We start from the raw sequence: 15,976 nt of genomic DNA, 5'->3' as shown, positions 1-15,976 counted from the left end.
CCCGATCCCCCCACCGGACCAGCCAGGAGCGCGCACGTGGTCACCCTCGCCGACGTCGCCCGTCACGCAGGTGTGTCCTCCAGCACCGTCAGCTATGTCCTGAGCGGCAAGCGTTCCATCTCCGCCGCCACCCGCGAGCGCATCCAGCACTCCATCGACGAGCTCGGCTACCGCCCGCACGCAGGCGCCCGCGCCCTCGCAAGCAGCCGGACCAGCATCCTGGCCCTGATGATGCCGCTGCGCACCGGGCTCTACGTGCCGGTGATGACGGAGATCGCCATGGCCGTCACCACCACCGCCCGCGCCCACGGCTACGACGTGCTGCTCCTCACCGGCGAGGAGGGTCCGGAGGCCGTGCGCCGCGTCGAGGGAAGTGCCATCGCCGACGGCATGATCGTGATGGACGTCGAACTCGACGACCCGCGCCTTCCCCTCCTCCGCGAGGCCGAACGGCCCTCCGTCCTCATCGGCCTGCCCGCCGACACCGCCGGCCTCGACTGCGTGGACCTCGACTTCGCCGCCGCCGGCGCCCGCTGCGTCGACCACCTCGCCGGACTCGGCCACCGCGGCCTCGCCGTCCTCGGCGAGCCCCCCGCCGTCTACGCCCGGGGCACGGGCTACGCCGAACGCACCCTCTCCGGCATCCGGGCCGCCGCCGCGGAGCACGGCCTCGACGTACTGCACCGGCCTGTCGACGGCACCTACGCGGCCGTCGCGGCAGCCGTCGCCCGGATCTTCGAGGAACGTCCGGGCACCACCGCCCTCGTCGTGCAGAACGAGGCCGCCGTCGAGCCCCTCCTCGCCGTTCTGCGCCACCAGGGCCGGGCCGTCCCCGAGGACGTCTCCGTCGCGGCGCTCTGCCCCGATCAGGTCGCCGTCCACGCCTCCGTACCGCTCACCGCCGTCGCCGTGCCCGCGCAGGACATGGGACGGATCGCCGTCGAGCGACTCGTCTCCCGGCTGCGTGGCGCACCCCCTCGCGGCACCGAACTCCTCGCCCCCCGCCTCACCGCCCGCGCCGCCACCGGTCCGGCACCCACCGCACCCACCGCACCCGGGCACGACCGTGGCAGGGACTGACACAGGCCGGGACGGCGCCGACCAGGACCGGGACACGGGCCAGGACCGGAACCGGGACACGGGCCAGGCCAGCGAGAGGGGCCAAGACCAGGACGGGGCCGCCGAGTTCCGGGAGTTCTTCGATCGTCACTACGCCGAACTCGCCCGCCTCGCGCACCTCCTCACCGGCGAGACCGACGCCGCCGACGACCTCGCCGCCGACGCCATGCTCGCCCTCTGGCACCGCTGGGACCGGGTCCGCGCCGCCGACCACCCCGCCGCATACGCCCGGGGCGTCGTCGCCAACCTCGTCCGCACCCGCATCCGCGGCACCGTCCGCGAACGCCGCAGGATCGCCGCCTTCTGGGACCGGCGCCCCGAGCACACCGAGGACCCGGACGTGCCCGCCGTCATCGACGTCCGGACCGCACTGCGCGCCCTGCCGTTCCGCAAGCGCGCCTGCGTCGTGCTGCGCCACGCCTTCGACCTCTCCGAGCGGGACACCGCCCTGGCCCTGGGCGTCTCGGTCGGCACGGTCAAGAGCCAGACGGCCAAGGGCATGGCCGAACTCCAGAAGCTGCTCGGTGAACGGGCCGCCACCGAACTCGCCGCGGGGAGGCGCTGATGGACGAGGAACGGCTGCGCGGCGAACTGCGCGAGGCGGCCCTCGCGCACCGGCCGGACCGGGCCCGGATGCTGGCCCGCGTCGAGCAGGGCATCACCACCCCACCGGCCGACCGCGACCGCGCACCCTTCCGCGACCGCGCACCCTTCCGCGCCCGCAAGCCGCTCCGCGGACGCGAGCCCTCGGGCGCCCAGCCGCAGCCGCCCCTTCGCACCCGCTGGGGCGGCCGGCCCAGCTGGACGGCGACGGCGGCTGTCGCCGCGACGGTCGTCGGTGTCCTCGGCCTCGGCGGTCTCGCGGTGACCGCCCTCCAGGACCGGCCCGCGCCCTCGGCGGGGGTCGCGGCGCCCGGCCCGGCGGCCCGCGCGGCCGGCACCATCGACCCCGGCAGCAACCAGTGGTGGGCCCAGAGCGACCTGGCCGTCACCACCGAGGCCGAGGTCACCGGGGTCAGCGTCGAGGTGAGGGTCGCCCTCAACGGCGGCGTCGTCACCACCGGCCACTGGCAGACCCGGTCGGCGGAGGACTTCGAGGTGACGGTCGCGGAGGAGTCCGGCGCCCTGGTCTACCGCTGGACGCTGAAGCGGGGCCGCACGGTCCCGGCGGGCCCGCACACCTTCGCCGCCCAGTACAACCATGCCGAGGGCACCCGGGACGCCTCGGGCGACACGTACACGGTCGTCCTGACCGGCCGTGACGGCGGCCGGACGACCCTCCGGGGCGCCTTCGGCTGACAGCCGTCGGCCCGTCCGGACCAGCTGTCGACGCACCATCCCGCCGACAGCAGGGGAGACCGCCGACAGGGGAACCGCTCAGCGGCACACCTCGGCCGCCGGGCGCCAGTCGCCGAGGTAGGCGGCCCGGGTCGCCGTCGCCGCCTGCGCCGCGGTCAGCTGCGGACGGTTCTCCGGGACCGTGACCGCCGCTCCCCGGCCCGTGTTGCGGTACTCCGCGAAGCGCTGCTCCTGCCACGGGTACACGTCCCGCATGTTCGCGTACGGCGCCACCGCGTCGATTCCCGCGCCGAGCACGCTCTCCCGGACCACCAGCGACGGCCAGGCCGTCGGGTCCGAGCCCGGCACCCACGGGCGGGCGAGCTTGTAGAAGCCGTCCGGGGCCTCGCTCGTGACCCGGCAGCGGGAGGCCAGGAAGCCGTACGGGTTGGCACGGGCCGTCGACGGGGCGAAGACGAAGCCGTACGGAGCCCCCGCCAGGTCCGTGCGGAGCAGCGTCCGGAAGTGGCAGCGCTCGAAGACCGCCGTGGCCCGCCCGAAGACGAAGTCCACGTCCCCCTCCACGTAGCAGTGCGCGAAGTACTGGCGGGCGAAGGCCGTCAGGGACATCGAATCCGCGTAGAGGGTGTCCTGGTGGCCCAGGAAGCGGCAGTGGAAGAAGGCCGAGCGGTCGCCCTGCGCCTTCACCGCCACCGCCTGCGTGCCCGGGTTGCCCGGCAGGTCCGTGCGGAGGAAGTCGTTGGCGAAGGTGACCGCGTGGGCGGTGAAGTCCGCCCCCTGGAGGGTGACCGTGGCGGAGCCTGTGGTGCCGTACGTGCCGGAGCCGTCCGGCTTCGGGGTGCCCGCCGCGTTGTCGTACACGACCACGACGTCCTCGGCGTCGCCGCTCGCCCCGACCCACGTCATCCCGGTCCGGGCCGGGCTCACCGCGACCGTCTCCCGGTACGTGCCCGGCGCGAGCACCAGCGTCCAGCCGGGCCCGTCCGCCGCGTCCACCGCCGCCTGGACGGAGGTGTGGTCGCCGAGGCCGCCCGGGTGGACGTAGAGCGTCCGGCTCGTGAGCCGGGAGGCCGGCGAACCGTACCGCCCGAAGGGCCGCGACGGGCGCCCCGCCGCGACGGCCGGCGCCGCCGGCAGGGCGAGGGCGGCGAGGGCCGCGCCCGCGCCGGTGAGGAAGGCCCGGCGGCCCGGGGACGTACCGAGGGGGAGGTGGTGCGAGGGCATGCGGACGCTCCTTCGCCGAAGCGTGGAAGGAAAGAGGGAGAAAGAAAGGAGACCGGGCCGGGGCGGGCGCGACGGGACGGGGGTTGCCGCGCTCCGCCCCGGCCCGGGGCAGGGGGGAGGGTCAGCGCAGGCGGCCCGCTCCGGCGCCGAGACCGACGAGGAGGGGCACCGCCCACGGGTGGTCGACGCGGGTGCGCAGCACGGGCGTCCAGCCCGCGTCGCCGCGCAGCGCCTCCGCCGGGAACTGCTCGTTGTGCACGTCCAGCAGGTCGACGGGGCGCCCGTTGACGTAGTTGCCCTTCGTCGTGACGGGCGCGTCCTTCCACTTCTTGAGGATCTGCCCGGCGGGCACCTCGGAGGAGAGCGAGAAGGCGTTCTTCTCCGCGTACAGCTGGGACTCCTGGCCGATGCCCAGGCTGTACACGTAGTTCGTGTCCGGCACCTTGAAGTGGTTGTTGTACGCGTCGACCTGGCCGAAGCGGACCCGTGGCGCGCGCTCCACCACGTCGTCGAAGAGGTTGTGGTGGAGGGTGACGCGCAGCTTGCCGCGGTCGGTGGCGCCCGCGCTGTCGCTGTTGCCGATCATCAGCGTCTTGTCGTGGTCGGTGAAGACGTTCCACGAGACGGTGACGAGGTCGGCGCCGCGCACCACGTCCAGCTCGCCGTCGTGCTGCTGGTAGACCTCGCCGTAGTACGACGGCAGCGAACTGTCCGGGTGGGCGCCGTCGGTGAAGGTGTTGTGGTCGATCCACACGTGGGTGGAGCCGTAGACGACCAGGCTGTCGTACTCCGAGTTCCAGGCGCCGGTGGCGCCGTCCGTCGGGTCCCACTGCGGGAAGCAGTCGAGCGGGCTCTCCAGGGTGAGGTTGCGGATCACCACGTTGTCGACGCCCTGGACCTGGAGGCTGCCGCCGAGGATCGTCGCGTTCCTGCCGACGCCGACGAGGGTGGTGTTGGCGGGCACCTTCACCTTGATGGCCTCGCCCTGTGCGGCGGCGGAGGCGGCGCGCAGCTCCTCCTGCGGGCCGCTGACCTCGTTCTCGTACCCCCAGACCGCCGGGTCGTAGTCGGCGAGGTACCGGTCGAAGTCGTAGCCGGGGGCCTCGAAGGCGGCGCAGCCGGCCTCGGTGGCGTTGAGGATGCCGGCGACCTTGACGATGCGGGGCTCGGTGCCGGGGGCCGAGAGGGCGGCCCGCAGCTCGGCCCAGGTGGTGACGGTGAAGACGCGGGAGGGGTCGGCGGCGGCGCCGCCGGTGGTGCCGGTGCCGTCGGAGGCCCAGCCGTCGCCGGCGGGGAGGGTGGCGCGGGCCGGGTCGGCGGCCGGGCGGTGGCCGGAGTGGGCGCCGGCGGCGGGCGCGGTGACGGTGAGGACGAGGGCGGCGGCGGCCACCGCTCCCAGCTTCGTGCTTCTGTTCACGCGCGGTTCTCCTCAGGATGCGGAAGGGGCGGGGGGAGGGGTAGGGGAAGGAGCAACGGGAGGGGCAGGGGAAGGAACTGCGGGAGGGGCTGCGACAGGGGCGGCGGAAGGATCCGCTGGGGGCCAGGTGATCCACTCGGCGGGGATCTGGGCGTCGAGCCCGCGGGTCTCGCGCGGGGCGAGGACCCGGGTGCGGAGCAGTTCGCGGGCGACGAGCCGGGCCACCTCGATCGCCCCGGGCGGGTTGAAGTGGGTGTTGTCCTGCTCGGTGGCGGTCCAGTTGAAGTACGTCTTCGTCGCCTCGGGCCCGAGCCGCTGCCACAGGGCCAGCGACAGCGCCTCGATGTCGAGCAGCGGTACGCCGGCGGCGGCGGCGACCGCACGGGCGGCGGCCGGGTAGTCGCCGAGCGAGCGCTGGGCGGTGCCGGCGGCGTCGAAGCGGCGCCGCTCCACGGAGGTCGCGATCACGGGGCGGGCGCCCCTGGACCGGGCCGCCTCCACGAACACCCGGAGGTTGTCCTGGTAGGAGCCCCAGGGGTCGGTGTAGCGGGTGGGGTCGGTGCTCTTGGCGTCGTTGTGGCCGAACTGGACGAGCAGGACGTCCCCGGGGCAGAGGGCTGCCGTGACGGCGTCGAGCCGCCCCTCGTCGAGGAAGCTCTTGGTGGAGCGGCCGTTGACGGCGTGGTTGGCGACCGCGATCCCCCGGTGGAGGAAGAACGGCAGGGCCATCCCCCATCCGGTCTCGGGCGCCGCGTCGGCGTACTTCTGCGCGGCGGTGGAGTCCCCGGCGAGAAAGAGCGTCCGGGGGCGCCGGGAGGAGGACCCGCCAGGGCCTCCGGCACGGGCGGCGGCCGGCCCGGCGGCCAGGGCGAGCGCCAGGCCCGCCCCGGCCACGACCGCCTCACGACGGCCGACCGTCACTTCTGCTGGGACTTCCACTCGGCCTGGGCCTCGTCGAGCTGTTCGGCGAGGTCGTCGGCGAAGGCCTTGGCCGTCATCGAACCGAGGAGGACCTTCTGGAAGTTGGCCTCGTTGTCGGCCTTGGAGATGGTGTTCCAGTCGGGGAGGTAGTACGGCAGCTGGACGATGGTGGCCTTGCCGCTGAAGAGGACCTCGGCGGCGAGCTTGGTGGGCTCGGCCTCCTGGAGCCACGGGTCCTGGGCCGCCTCGACGTGGGCGGGGATGGCGCCGGCGGACTTGTTCCACTTGGAGTTGGACTCGTGGCCCGCGGCGAACTCGATGAACTTCCAGGCGGCGGCCTTGTTCTTGCTGGAGGAGAAGAGGCCGAGGCCGTCGACCGGGTTGGAGACCATCACACGGGTGCCGTCGTCCAGGGTCGGGTTCGGTATGCCGCGGAACTTCTCGGTGCCCAGGGCCTTCACGTGGTCCTGGTACGAGCCGAGGTTGTGGTTCAGCATGCCGATCTCGCCGCTGTCCCACTGGGCGACCATCTTGGTGAAGTCGTTGTTGACGTCGGCCGCCGGGGTGTTCTTCTTGAAGAGGGCCGCGTACTTCTCCAGCGCGGCGACGTTCTTCGGGTCGTTGACGGTGGTCTTGTCGCCCTCCCAGAAGGTCTGGATGCCGCTCTGGCCGTACATGGAGTCGAGGGCCTGGGCGATGGAGCCCGCGCCGCCGCGGATGGTGTAGCCGAAGCGGTTCTTGTCCTTCGCGGTGAGCTTGTCGGCCGCCGCGTAGAACTTCGACCAGCTGGACGGCTCTTCGAGGCCGGCCGCCTTGAAGAGGTCGGTGCGGTAGTAGAGGACGCCGTTGCTGGCGGAGGTCGGCACCGTGAAGAGCTTGTCCTGGCCGCCGGCCGCCCGGACGGAGTCGACCATGCCCTTGTTCAGCTTGCCGAACAGGGTGCTCTTCTCGATCCGCGCGTCCAGCGGCTCCAGAGCGCCCTGCGCGGCGATCCCGGCGAGCATCGCCGCGCCGACGCCGCCCACGTCCGGCAGCGCGCCGCCCTGGATGGCGGTGTCGTACTTGGACTGCACCTCCTTGGAGGCGACGCCGACGTACTCGACGTCGATGTCCGGGTTCGCCTTCTCGAAGTCGGCGATGATCTCCTTCCACACGTCGGTGCGGACACCGCCGTTGTTGTCCCAGAAGGTGATCTTGCCCTTGCCCGATCCTTCGGTTCCCTCGCTGCCGGCGCCGCTGCCGCCGTCACCGCAGGCGGTGACGGTCAGCACGAGGGCGCCGGAGAGGGCGAGGGCGAGGGCGGCTCTGCGCCGGCCGGGGAAGATGGTCATCGTCGGCTCTCTTCTCTCGGGGTGGTGCGGGGGATGGGGATGGAGATGGGGGTGGAGATGGGGGTGGAGACGGGTGTGCCTGTGAGGTGTGGGGGAGTACGGGGGGCCGCCGGGGTTCAGCGGTCGGCGGTGGCCCTGGGGTCGACGGCGGTCGCCGCGGCGGCGCGGCAGCGGAAGTCCGTGAAGACCCCCGCCCCTGAAGGAGTCCCGCCCGAGCCCGCCTCCGACGGAGTGCCGTCCGAGCCCGCCCCGGACGGAGTCCCGCCCGCCCCGCCCACCCCGTCCGCCCTGGGCGCGGCGGCGAACAGCCCCAGCAGGGCGCCCACCCACCGCCAAGGGGTGGCCGCGAACTCGGGGCCGAGCCGGACGGGTCCTTCGCCGGCGTCGTAGGAGAAGCGGCAGCGGGCGTCGGCCGTGACCTCGATCCGCAGCAGCACCTCGGCGGCGGCGGGAAGCGGGCGGGCCGGGGCCGCGTCCCGCTCGCGGTCGGCGTTGCCGGGCGCGAAGCGGTGGGCGAGCAGCACCCCGCCGTCGGTGGCGCGTTCCAGGCCGATCCAGGCGTACGCGTCGCCGAGGACGACCAGTCCGGCGCGCGCCCCGGGCGCCTCGGACTCCAGCCGGAGCCGGACCTCGACGGTCCGGGCGCCGGCGGGCAGCCGCTGGGTCAGCACGTGCGGCACCGACCGCAGGTCCCCGGCCCGGTCCGTGCGGACGCAGCGCAGCCGCAGCCCGTGCCCCTCGTGCGGGGTCGTCCACCCCGCGCCGGGGTTCGCGGTCCACGACCACTGCGGGCCGAACGCGCCGCCGGGGAAGTCGTCGTCCACGGCGGGCCGGGCGGGCGGGGCCTCCGGCAGGGCCGGCTTGCGGTGCACGCGTACGGGGGAGCCCTCGTCGCCCAGCACCGGCCAGCCGCCCCCGTCCCCGTCCCCGTCCCAGCGCATCGGCTGGAGGTGGACGAGCCGGCCGTGCGCGCCGGTCTGCTGGAAGTGCAGGAACCAGTCCTCCCCCGCGCTTGTGCGCACCCAGCCGCCCTGGTGGGGGCCGTTGACGTCGGTGTCGCCCTGGGAGAGGACGATCCGCTCCTCGTACGGGCCGAAGAAGGAGTCCGCGCGGAAGGCGCCCTGCCAGCCGGTGGCGACACCGCCGGCCGGGGCGAGGATCCAGAACCGGCCGTCGTGCCGGTACAGCTTGGGCCCCTCCAGGGTGGACCAGCCGGGGATCAGGTCGGCGTCGACCAGGGTCCGGCCCTCGTCGAGGACCTCGGTGCCGTCCGGGCTCATGCGGTGGCCGGTGAGCCGGTTGTTGAAGCCGGCGCGGGACTTGGCCCAGCCGTGCACGAGGTACGCCTCGCCGGTCTCCGGGTCCCACAGCGGGCACGCGTCGATCAGGCCCAGCCCCTCCTTCACCAGGTGCGGGAGGGTCCACGGTCCTTCGACGGCGGGGGAGTTGACCTGGAAGACGCCGTGGTCGGGGTCGCCCCAGAAGATCCAGAACCGGCCGTCGTGGTGGCGGAAGGACGGCGCCCACACCCCGCGGTCGTGCCGGGGCGCGGTGAACGCCTCCTCGGGGACGAGCCGTCGCAGCGCGTGCCCGACGAGCGTCCAGTTGACGAGGTCGCGGGAGTGCAGCAGCGGCAGGCCGGGGGCGCGGCCGAAGCTGGAGGCGGTGAGGTAGAAGTCCTCGCCGACCCGGACCACGTCCGGGTCGGACCAGTCGGCCGCCAGGACGGGGTTGCGGTACGTGCCGTTCCCCAGGTCGCCGGTGACCTCGGGCACCACGGACCCCCGCGCGCCCCGGCCCGTCACGACGCCACCGCCTTGCGTACCAGGGCCGCGGCCTCGTCCCGGTCGAGCCGGCCGTCGGCGACGACGGTGACCACGCGCCGGACGAAGGTCCCGCCGGCCGGGACCGCGAGCCGCTCCTCGGACGCGAGGGAGGAGCCGACGCCCGGGTACTCGGCGGCGCGGACGAACCACGGATCGCGCCGGGTGGTCCCGGTCGCACCGGCGAAGACCAGCGTCCAGCCGTCGCCGGCCATCGCGACCCAGTCGGCGCGGGCGCCGTGGACGGCCTCCTCGCCGTCCGCGGCGGGGCCGAACACCTCGGGCGCGGCGGCCTCCTTGGGGGCCCGCCAGAAGAAGCCGCCGTAGGCGGCGCCGGGGCGTCCGTTGGTGGCCGGGCTGCCGAGGGACAGGTCGCGGCCGGAGACGTTGGCGACGGAGAGGGTCAGGTCGAGCGCCCACGCGGTGTCGGTGAGGGGGAGGGCGGCGACCGTGCGGTGCTCGGCGAGCAGCCGCTCGCCGCCGGCGGTCCAGCTCAGTTCCTCGACGAAGCCGTCGGGGTCGCACAGTTTGAAGCCGTCGTGCCGCTGCGCGCCGTGGTTGTCCAGCTCCACGGGGCCGCGGCCCCGGACGAAGGTGCGCCCGCCCCAGAAGTTCCGTCCGTCGACGTCCGGGACGGCGACGGAGACGCCCAGGTGGTGCACGTGGTCCTCGGGCAGCACCTCGGTGACGGTCCGCCCGGCGGGCGTCGTCACCGGGTGCAGGTAGGGGCGGGGGGAGTGGCCGGGGGCCAGTGCGGGGCGGGTGACGCAGTGGGCGACCGCGCGGCCCGCGACCCGCAGGGCGGTGGTGGTGCCGGCGGTGCCGTTCATCGGGCCTCCGCCGGGACCGGGGCCGCCCAGGGGGCGCCGAGCTCGGAGTACAGCTTCAGTTGTTCGGCACTCGCGTCGACCAGTGCCTCCACGCCCGCCACGACCCGTCGTCCGGAGCTCGCGCCGGGCTCGGCGCGCCAGTGTGCGGCGGGCAGCGGCAGCGGGTCGGGGGCGGTGCGGACCGCCTCGACGACCCGCATGAACGCGCCGGTCCCGGCCGGCGGCACGAGCAGCGGGGTGCCGTCGGTGACGTGCGCGACCAGGTTCTCCAGGAGGTCGGTGCGTCCGTGGACGAGCTCCTCCGGGCCGTGTCCGGCGCGCTGGAGCAGGACGCGGTCCTCGCGGTACCAGAAGGTGATCCGGCCGCGGGTGCCGTGCACGACGACGTACGGCTCGCCGGTCTTCTCGGCGCAGAGGGTCGCCGCCACGGTGACCGGGAGGCCGGCGGCGGTGGTGACGCGGACGGCTGAGGTGTCGTCGGACTCGATGGCGTGGGCGTGGAAGAGCTCGGTCTCGACGCCGGCCACGTCCTCGGCGCGGGTGGCCCCGGCGAGGGCGAGGGCGGTGGCGACGGCATGGGCCAGCGGGTTGGTCAGGGCTCCGTCGACGACGTCGCGGCCGTCGAGCCGGCGCCGGCCGGCCCAGGGCGCGCGCCGGAAGTACGCCGCGTCGCGGACCCAGGCGCCGGCCGCGCCGACGCCCCTGACCTCGCCGATCGCGCCCTGGTCGATGAGCTCGCGGACGGCGGGGATCGCGTGCGAGCCGAGCGACTGGAAGCCGATCTGGCAGGCGGCGCCGGCCGCCGCGACCCCGTCGGCCATCCGGCGGAACTCCGCGTAGGAGGGAGCCGGGGGCTTCTCCAGGAGGATGTCGGCGCCGTGCCGGGCGGCGGCGAGCGCCATGTCGGTGTGGGTCTGGATGGGGGTGCTGAGCACGGCCAGCTTCGCGCCGGTCGCGGCGAGCAGCGCCTCGAAGTCGTCGGACTGGGCGGGTGCGCCGAGGCCGTCGAGCTCGTCGGCGTCGAGCGGGCGGAGCTCGCAGACGCCGGCGAGGCGGACGAGGCCGAGGCGTTCCAGGCGGTGGATGTTGAGGAGGTGGCTGCGGCCGTGGCCGCGGGCGCCGGCGAGCACGACGGGCAGGGGCGCGGAGGCCGGCCGGGGCGTGGGCGTGAGCGTGGGCGCGGAAGCGGGCCGGGGCGTGGGCGGGGGTGCGGAGGCGGGCATCGGGTTCATCCCTTCACCGCCCCGGCGCTGAAGCCGGTCACGAGCCACTTCTGGATGAAGGCGAAGACGATCACGACGGGGACGGCGGCGATGACACCGCCCGCGGCGAGCGCGCCGAGGTCGACGCTGTCGGCGCCCATGAGGGTGTTGAGGCCGACCGGGATGGTCTGCTTGCTCTGGCTGCTGAGGAACATCAGGGCGAAGAGGAAGTGGTTCCAGGCGTGGACGAAGGCGAAGGAGCCGACCGCGACCAGACCGGGCCGCAGCAGCGGCAGCACCACGATCAGGAAGGCGCGGAAGCGTGAGCAGCCGTCGACCCAGGCGGCCTCCTCCAGCGAGGGCGGCACGTTCCTGATGAAGCCGCTGATGAGGATCATCGACAGCGGCAGCTGGAAGACCGTCTCGGCGAGGATGACGCTGCCGATCGAGTTGATCATCCGCAGCTCGGCGAAGATCTGGAAGAGCGGGACCAGGAGCAGGGCGCCGGGCACGAACTGGGAGCAGAGGAGGGCCAGCATGAAGCCCTTCTTGATCCGGAACTCGAAGCGGGCGAGGGCGTAGCCGCCGGCCAGCGCGACCAGGGTGGTGCTGATGAGGACGGCGACGCCGATGAGCAGGCTGTTCTGGAAGAAGACGCCGAAGCTGCGGTCGGTCCACACCTTCTCGAAGTGCTCGGTGGTCATCGGCCAGGGCAGCAGCGAGGTGGAGCCCGCCGGCCGGACGGCGAAGAGGAGGATCCAGTAGAAGGGGACGAGGGTGAAGACGAGGTAGACGCCGAGCGGCAGGTAGATCTGCCAGCGGGGGACCTCGTCCCAGGCCCGGTGCTTCCTGCGGGCGGTCGCGGGCGGGGTGCGGTCCGGCGGGTCCGCGGGGGGCGTGGCCGGCCCGGCGGGCGCGGTGCGGGTGGGGGTGGCTGCGGCGGTCACTTGCTGTCGCCTCCGAACTTGCTCAGGCGCAGATAGACGATCGAGCAGAAGAGAAGGATCACGAACGCCACCGTGGTGAGGGCGGAGGCGTAACCGAAGTTGTGGGCGTCGACGCTGGTCTCGGCGACGTACAGCGGCAGGGTCGTGGTGACGCCCGCGGGTCCGCCGCCGGTCAGCGTGTAGAGCAGGTCGACGTTGTTGAACTCCCACACCGCGCGCAGCAGCGTGGAGAGGACGATCGCGTCCCGGATGTGCGGGAGCGTGATGTGGAAGAACTGGCGCAGCCGGCCCGCTCCGTCGACCTCGGCGGCCTCGTACAGGTCACCGGGGATGGACTGGAGGTCGGCGAGGATGAGGATGGCGAAGAAGGGAACGCCCCGCCAGAGGTCCGCGACGATCGCCGCCCAGAAGACGGTGCCGGTGTCGGAGAGCAGGGAGGTGCCGTACTCGCCGATGCCGAGGTCCGCCAGGTAGCGGGTGATGCCGGTCTGCGAGTTGTAGAGCAGCACCCAGATCGCCGAGGTGAGCACGCCGGAGACGGCCCAGGGCGAGAAGACGAGCGCCCGGCCGAGCGCCCGGCCGAAGAAGGTCTGGTTCACGATGAGGGCGAGCGCGAGCCCGAAGAGGAGCTGGAGCGTCACCTCCACCACGACCCACTTGAGGCTGAAGGAGAGCGTGCCCCAGAAGTGCGGGTCGTCGGTGAAGATCTTCGTGAAGTTGTCGAGGCCGGCGAAGCCGTTCCGCCAGGGCTTGGTCGGGTTGTAGTGCTGGAGGCTGTAGTAGAAGACGCTCAGCACGGGGTAGGCGATGAAGCCCAGCATCAGCAGGCCGGCGGGGGCGATCAGCAGATACGGCAGCCGGCGGGGCGTCGCTCCCGTGCGGCGGCGCCCCCGTGGCGTGGTGGCTCGGGGCGGTTTGGTCACAGCTGTGGCCATGACGGCGGCTCCGTTCTCGGGCGGGCGTGCGGGGTTCGGGAGGGGCTCCACCTGTGGTGAAGCGCTTCGCGAACGTCGTTCGACATACCGAACAAGAGGTTCGGCGGGGGTGGCCGGGGCCGGTGCGGCCCGCGGGCGGTGCGGGGGTGGGGCGCGGTGCGGGGCGGGCTCGCACCGCGTAAGGATCGGGATGGGGCACGATGAGGGGCGGGCTCGCCCCGCGTACGGATCGGGGCGGGGCGGTGGGCGGCCCGGGCGGGACTCAGCCCGCGTACGGATCGGGGGTCGTCCCCGGCCTGGCCAGGAACTCGAAGTCGCAGCCGGTGTCGGCCTGGGAGATCTGCTCCATGTAGAGCGCGCCGTAGCCGCGCTCGTACCGGGCCGGCGGCGGGGTCCACGCGGCCCCGCGCTGCTCCAGCTCCTCGTCCGTGACGTGCAGGTGGAGGGAGCGGGCCGCGACGTCGAGGGTGATCGTGTCGCCGGTACGGACCAGGGCGAGGGGCCCGCCGACGTGGGATTCCGGCGCGACGTGCAGCACGCACGCCCCGTAGCTCGTCCCGCTCATCCGGGCGTCCGAGATCCGGAGCATGTCCCGTACGCCCTGCTCCAGGAGGTACTTGGGGATCGGCAGCATGCCGTACTCCGGCATCCCGGGGCCGCCCTTCGGACCCGCCCCGCGCAGCACGAGCACATGGTCGGCGGTGATGCCGAGCCCGGGGTCGTCGATCGTCCGCTGCATCGTCCGGTAGTCGTCGAAGACCACGGCCGGGCCGGTGTGCTTGAGGAACCGCTGCTCCATGGCGACGTGCTTGATGACCGCGCCGTCCGGGCAGAGGTTCCCCCGCAGCACCGCGAGCCCGCCCTCGGCCGCCAGCGGCCGGTGCCGCTCCCGGATCACCTCGTCGTTGTGGACGAGGGCTCCGTCGAGCTGTTCGCGCAGGGTGGTGTGGGAGACCGTCGGCCGGTCCAGGTGGAGCACGTCCGCGATCCGCGACAGGAAGCCGGGCATCCCGCCGGCGAAGTGGAAGTCCTCCATGAGGTACGCCCCGCCGGGCCGCAGGTTCGCGAGGACCGGCACCGTCCGCGCGATCCGGTCGAAGTCGTCGAGCGTCAGCTTCACGCCCGACCGGCCGGCCATCGCGATCAGGTGGATCACCGCGTTGGTCGAGCCGCCGAGCGCCAGGACGGCGGCGACCGCGTCCTCGTACGCCTCCCGGGTCAGCAGCCGCGAGAGCCTGAGGTCCTGACGGACCAGCTCCACGATCCGCAGCCCCGACGCGGCGGCCATCCGGTCGTGCCCCGACTCGACCGCCGGCACCGAGGAGGCGCCCGGCACGGTCACGCCCAGGGTCTCGGCCGCGGCCGTCAGCGTCGACGCCGTCCCCATCGTCATGCAGTGGCCGGGGGAGCGGGCGAGCCCGTTCTCCAGCTCGGCCAGCTCGCAGTCGCCGATGGTGCCGGCCCGCCGCTCGTCCCAGTACTTCCACATGTCCGTGCCGGAGCCGAGGGTCTCCCCCCGCCAGTGCCCCGGCAGCATCGGACCGGCCGGCACGAAGACCGTCGGCAGGTCCACCGAGGCCGCCCCCATCAGCAGCGCGGGGGTGGTCTTGTCGCAGCCGCCCATGAGCACCGCCCCGTCCACCGGGTACGAGCGCAGCAGCTCCTCCGTCTCCATGGCGAGGAGGTTGCGGTAGAGCATCGGCGTCGGCTTCTGGAAGGTCTCCGACAGCGTGGACACCGGGAATTCGAGCGGGAAGCCACCCGCCTGCCACACCCCGCGCTTCACGGCCTGCGCGCGGTCGCGCAGGTGGACGTGGCAGGGGTTGATGTCCGACCAGGTGTTGAGGATCGCGATCACCGGCTTGCCGAGGTGCTCCTCGGGCAGGTAGCCGAGCTGCCGGGTCCGGGCCCGGTGGCTGAAGGAGCGCAGCCCGTCGGTCCCGTACCACTGGTGACTGCGCAGCTCGTGCGGAGCTTTCTCCCGCGGCTCCCGCGACGGTTCACGGGACCTTCCCCGGGTGTCCGTCATATCGGCCACCCGCCCGCGATCGCCGCGACCTCGGCCCGCTCGTCCTCCGGGAGCTCCCGGCTCGGCGGCCGGATGTCCCGGCGGCACAGCCCGAGCGAGGCCAGCGCCTCCTTCACCACCGTGACGTTGTCCGCGCTGCCGTTGGCGGCGCGCAGTTCCTCGAAGCGGCGGATCCGCTCCCACACCTTCATCGCCGTGCCGTAGTCCCCGGTCCGCAACGCCTCCAGCATCTCCAGGGAGAGCGCGGGGGAGACGTTGACCAGGCCGGAGGTGAAGCCGGTGGCGCCGGCGGAGAAGTACGAGGGCGCGTACGGCTCTGCGAGACCGGCCACCCACACGAAGCGGTCCAGGCCCGCGTCCCGGGCGAAGCCGGCGAACCGGGCCGCGTCCGGCACCGCGTACTTGACGCCGACCACGTTCGGGCAGGCGGCGCCCAGTTCGGCCAGGCGCACCCCGCTCAGCAGCGGGTTGCGGATGTAGGGGACGACGCCCAGCTCCGGCACCGCCTCGGCGATCGCCCGGTGGTAGTCGACCCAGCCGCTCTCGGAGACGTACGGGTGCACCGGCTGGTGGACCATCACCATCTGCGCCCCGGTGTCCCGGGCGTGCCGGGCCGCCTCGACCGCCGTCGGCACGTCGTGTCCGACGCCGACCAGGATCGCGGCGCGGCCGGCGGCCTCGGCGACGGTGGTCTCGGTGATCGAGCGGCGCTCGTCGGGGGTGAGGGCGTAGAACTCGCCCGTGTTGCCGTTGGGGGTGAGGGTGCGCACCCCGCCGTCGAGCAGCCGGCGCAGCAGCGCCCGGTGGGCGGCGGAGTCCACCCGGCCGTCCTCGGCGAACGGCGTGACCGGGATGGCCACGACGTCGGCGAGGGCGGCCCGAAGGGTCTCGAAGTTCAT

Annotated in this window: 14 protein-coding genes; 3 read left to right on the top strand and 11 right to left on the bottom strand. The window is 73.8% G+C overall.

Going from position 1 to position 15,976, the window contains the following annotated elements; translation table 11 throughout:
• Window positions 1–36 precede the first annotated feature (36 nt).
• The 3 genes from ACFYT9_RS28975 to ACFYT9_RS28965 are packed head-to-tail and all read left to right on the top strand — an operon-like array spanning window position 37 to window position 2,418.
• Entirely contained in the window at window positions 37–1,080 is a 1,044-nt protein-coding gene (locus ACFYT9_RS28975) for a LacI family DNA-binding transcriptional regulator (RefSeq protein ID WP_389168646.1), read from the top strand.
• Window positions 1,067–1,684, top strand: coding sequence for a SigE family RNA polymerase sigma factor (locus ACFYT9_RS28970; RefSeq protein ID WP_389168645.1), 618 nt, complete (start codon window positions 1,067–1,069; stop codon window positions 1,682–1,684). The genes ACFYT9_RS28975 and ACFYT9_RS28970 overlap by 14 nt, the downstream gene beginning before the upstream one ends.
• A complete protein-coding gene (locus ACFYT9_RS28965; protein ID WP_389168643.1) occupies window positions 1,684–2,418 on the top strand; it encodes a hypothetical protein in 735 nt (244 codons plus the stop codon). Before ACFYT9_RS28970 ends, ACFYT9_RS28965 begins: the two co-directional genes overlap by 1 nt.
• A 78-nt stretch (window positions 2,419–2,496) precedes the next feature.
• Here ACFYT9_RS28965 and ACFYT9_RS28960 read toward each other — a convergent pair whose 3' ends face one another.
• The 11 genes from ACFYT9_RS28960 to ACFYT9_RS28910 all read right to left on the bottom strand — a co-directional run bounded on the left by ACFYT9_RS28960 (window position 2,497) and on the right by ACFYT9_RS28910 (window position 15,976).
• The gene (locus ACFYT9_RS28960) at window positions 2,497–3,642 is read right to left on the bottom strand and encodes a pectinesterase family protein (RefSeq protein WP_389168641.1); all 1,146 of its coding nucleotides are present in this window, start codon (window positions 3,640–3,642) and stop codon (window positions 2,497–2,499) included.
• 121 nt (window positions 3,643–3,763) lie between these two features.
• Window positions 3,764–5,059, bottom strand: coding sequence for a polysaccharide lyase family 1 protein (locus tag ACFYT9_RS28955; protein ID WP_389168639.1), 1,296 nt, complete (start codon window positions 5,057–5,059; stop codon window positions 3,764–3,766).
• Between the two features lie 12 nt (window positions 5,060–5,071).
• Window positions 5,072–5,980, bottom strand: a complete 909-nt coding sequence (locus tag ACFYT9_RS28950) for a rhamnogalacturonan acetylesterase (protein WP_389168638.1) — start codon at window positions 5,978–5,980, stop codon at window positions 5,072–5,074.
• Complete coding sequence (locus ACFYT9_RS28945; protein WP_389168636.1) at window positions 5,977–7,311, bottom strand: ABC transporter substrate-binding protein; 1,335 nt, start codon at window positions 7,309–7,311, stop codon at window positions 5,977–5,979. Before ACFYT9_RS28945 ends, ACFYT9_RS28950 begins: the two co-directional genes overlap by 4 nt.
• A gap of 116 nt (window positions 7,312–7,427) precedes the next feature.
• Window positions 7,428–9,116 carry a family 43 glycosylhydrolase gene (locus ACFYT9_RS28940; RefSeq protein WP_389168634.1) on the bottom strand — a complete coding sequence of 563 codons (1,689 nt, stop codon included), beginning with the start codon at window positions 9,114–9,116 and terminating at the stop codon, window positions 7,428–7,430.
• Window positions 9,113–9,964 carry a PmoA family protein gene (locus tag ACFYT9_RS28935; RefSeq protein ID WP_389168632.1) on the bottom strand — a complete coding sequence of 284 codons (852 nt, stop codon included), beginning with the start codon at window positions 9,962–9,964 and terminating at the stop codon, window positions 9,113–9,115. The genes ACFYT9_RS28940 and ACFYT9_RS28935 overlap by 4 nt, the downstream gene beginning before the upstream one ends.
• Entirely contained in the window at window positions 9,961–11,187 is a 1,227-nt protein-coding gene (locus tag ACFYT9_RS28930) for a Gfo/Idh/MocA family protein (RefSeq protein ID WP_389168631.1), read from the bottom strand. Before ACFYT9_RS28930 ends, ACFYT9_RS28935 begins: the two co-directional genes overlap by 4 nt.
• 5 nt (window positions 11,188–11,192) lie before the next feature.
• Window positions 11,193–12,113 (bottom strand): carbohydrate ABC transporter permease, encoded by a 921-nt coding sequence (locus ACFYT9_RS28925; protein ID WP_387275735.1) that lies wholly within the window; start codon window positions 12,111–12,113, stop codon window positions 11,193–11,195.
• Entirely contained in the window at window positions 12,110–13,048 is a 939-nt protein-coding gene (locus ACFYT9_RS28920) for a carbohydrate ABC transporter permease (protein WP_376595939.1), read from the bottom strand. Before ACFYT9_RS28920 ends, ACFYT9_RS28925 begins: the two co-directional genes overlap by 4 nt.
• 262 nt (window positions 13,049–13,310) lie before the next feature.
• A complete protein-coding gene (gene araD / locus ACFYT9_RS28915; RefSeq protein ID WP_389168629.1) occupies window positions 13,311–15,077 on the bottom strand; it encodes an L-arabinonate dehydratase in 1,767 nt (588 codons plus the stop codon).
• On the bottom strand, window positions 15,074–15,976 hold the full coding sequence (locus ACFYT9_RS28910) for a dihydrodipicolinate synthase family protein (protein WP_389168627.1): 903 nt from the start codon (window positions 15,974–15,976) through the stop codon (window positions 15,074–15,076). Before ACFYT9_RS28910 ends, araD begins: the two co-directional genes overlap by 4 nt.

Source organism: Streptomyces sp. NPDC004435 (assembly GCF_042873895.1).
Lineage (GTDB): Bacteria > Actinomycetota > Actinomycetes > Streptomycetales > Streptomycetaceae > Streptomyces.
This window is presented reverse-complemented; position numbering and strand designations above follow the sequence as displayed.